Origin of the sequence: Vibrio sp. D401a (genome assembly GCF_030248515.1) — a bacterium.
GTDB classification, from domain to species: Bacteria; Pseudomonadota; Gammaproteobacteria; order Enterobacterales; family Vibrionaceae; genus Vibrio; species Vibrio rotiferianus.
Window position 1 is genome coordinate 1 of record NZ_JAHGAI010000014.1, and the last position, 2058, is coordinate 2058.

Consider the following 2058-nt stretch of genomic DNA (forward strand, 5'->3'; position numbering starts at 1 on the left):
CCACCTTAATCACAAAAATCAACGCATAGTAAAAATGCCACGCGTTGCGAATCCCTCTTGAGCAGTTTGTTAGTCGCGAGGCACCGAGCGACAATTTTAAGCCGAACCAAACTTTGCAAACAACAAACTTTATGTGCTTTGATGCATTTAAATCAGGCGTAGTCTCAAAGCGGCTACTCAATGAAACCACTTGGAACAAACAACGCCGTAGAAAACGGACTGACAACACCAAAAAACGCTTTTGGAAAACTAATCCCACAGTGCGGACTTTCAACGAAATCACTGAAACCACGTGGAATTTACAACACCAAAGAAAACGTCATTTCAGCGAGTAAATCGGCTTTTGTACCAACAAACTCACCGAGCGGAGTTGCAACCAAAAACAGATTTTCGATTACCCCGCTCTATCACCACCAAAGAACAAAACAACCGCGAGGACACTTGCAAAACTTTGGACTTAAAACAGTTGAAAATGAGTTTTGACCATCGACGATGAACCAGTGAACCGGACGATCAGCAGCCAAATTTTGAGCCTAGAAACATGATTTTGATTGCTAGCTTTTTCTGGCGACTAACGCCGCGTTAAGTAGTGAGCAACGCTACCACTAAACCTAACCATACCACCGTAAACACAAAACCCAACGATGGAATAAAAAATGCCATGCGTTGGGAATCTGTCTTAAACGCTTTGTTATGTTTGTGACTCTTTCCGAAGAATTTGATCTTGGTATCTTTGGACTTTGAAATACCAAGCAGAAAAACCAAACGCAGAAAATATAAGAGAACAGAAACTTGTTATTGAGCCCCAGAAATAATATTTCTTTAGCTGATTTAACTGAGATTTAGAGTACTCATTGGCTAATCTTACCTTTTCTCTCAATATGTCATTTTCTAATAATTTGATTTTATTTTCCTCGTGCTTTTTCCTTAGTTTTTCTAGCTCTTTCTTAGTTGGGTTCTCTTTTTTATCTAGAGCTACGACCTCTTTTTCAAGGTCGATTATCTGTTTTGATAGAAAATCATATTTAATCTTCCACTCGCCGAACTCGATACCATCTTTATAAACAGCACTACTAAGAGCTTCAGTTCGCTGAATAGTAAAAGCCCCGCAGAATAAGGCTAGGACAAGACCAGATAATGCAATAAACTTATACAGGTTATCCGTTGGCAAATTGGGTATAGTCACTTTGTTTACCTCAAATCAACAAAGTGCATATAATACAAAAAATATAACAGACGGTAAAATCACAATTCAAACATAACGCCGCATTAAGGTGTGAGCAACGCTACCACGAAACTTAACCATACCACCGTAAACACGAAACCCAACGATGGAATGAAAAATGCCAAGCGTTGGGAATCACTCTTAAATGCCTTGTTAGACATTTCCTCGCACTTCTAGAACCCGTTTGCACACAAAATTGCATTTATTACTTGTCTTGGTGCCCCTTGCCAAATCAGGTGGGCTTTACATACATCATTACCTGTAAACTCTTCCCTGATGTCGTATCCTTGAAAGTGCTTAAACATTCTCAAGACATCTGGTGATAGTGCATAGTATTTAGACTCACGTCCATTAGAGCTATTTCGTAACACACCAAAAAGGTAGGCTATAACTTCTATTTTTTCACCACCTTGAGTATCCATTGGTAGTGAAGTATCAGGCTTTCCATTGAAACCTTGATGCACTTCTTTGTGACAATCTTTGCACAACGTAATACCATTTCCTGGAAGATACTGGGCTTGGGGAATCAAACTTTTTCTGACAATATGATGAGCCGAAACACTTTCTAAACCTCCACAAATCACGCAAGTATTGTTATCTCGACGGCGTATAAACTTGCTCCAATTATTTAGACATGTTGCTCTGGCACGATCTCGGTTACAACTCAAAATTAAGCGATTATACGCCTCTTCTAAATATTCCAACTCCAACGATTCCTTGTAATGTCTAACGCCCTGTTAAGGTGTGAGCAACGCAATACCAAAGCTCCCGCATACCACCTTAAACACTAAACGCAACGCATAGTAAAAATGCCACGCGTTGCGAATCACTCT

Annotated in this window: 3 protein-coding genes; 1 reads left to right on the plus strand and 2 read right to left on the minus strand. The window is 39.7% G+C overall.

Annotated features, from left to right (window positions below; translation table 11 throughout):
- Positions 1-180 precede the first annotated feature (180 nt).
- A complete protein-coding gene (locus KIV41_RS08255; RefSeq protein WP_045389929.1) occupies positions 181-483 on the plus strand; it encodes a hypothetical protein in 303 nt (100 codons plus the stop codon).
- 208 nt (positions 484-691) lie between these two features.
- On the opposite strand, the gene KIV41_RS08260 is transcribed toward KIV41_RS08255, so the two are convergent.
- Both KIV41_RS08260 and KIV41_RS08265 read right to left on the minus strand, forming a co-directional pair.
- A complete protein-coding gene (locus tag KIV41_RS08260; RefSeq protein ID WP_285336068.1) occupies positions 692-1186 on the minus strand; it encodes a hypothetical protein in 495 nt (164 codons plus the stop codon).
- A gap of 212 nt (positions 1187-1398) precedes the next feature.
- Positions 1399-1929 (minus strand): HNH endonuclease, encoded by a 531-nt coding sequence (locus KIV41_RS08265; RefSeq protein ID WP_285336069.1) that lies wholly within the window; start codon positions 1927-1929, stop codon positions 1399-1401.
- Positions 1930-2058: the final 129 nt, after the last annotated feature.

Coding starts and splice junctions, on each gene's coding strand:
- KIV41_RS08255 (WP_045389929.1), top strand. CDS start 181: ATGAAACCACTTGGAACAAACAACGCCGTAGAAAACGGACTGACAACA.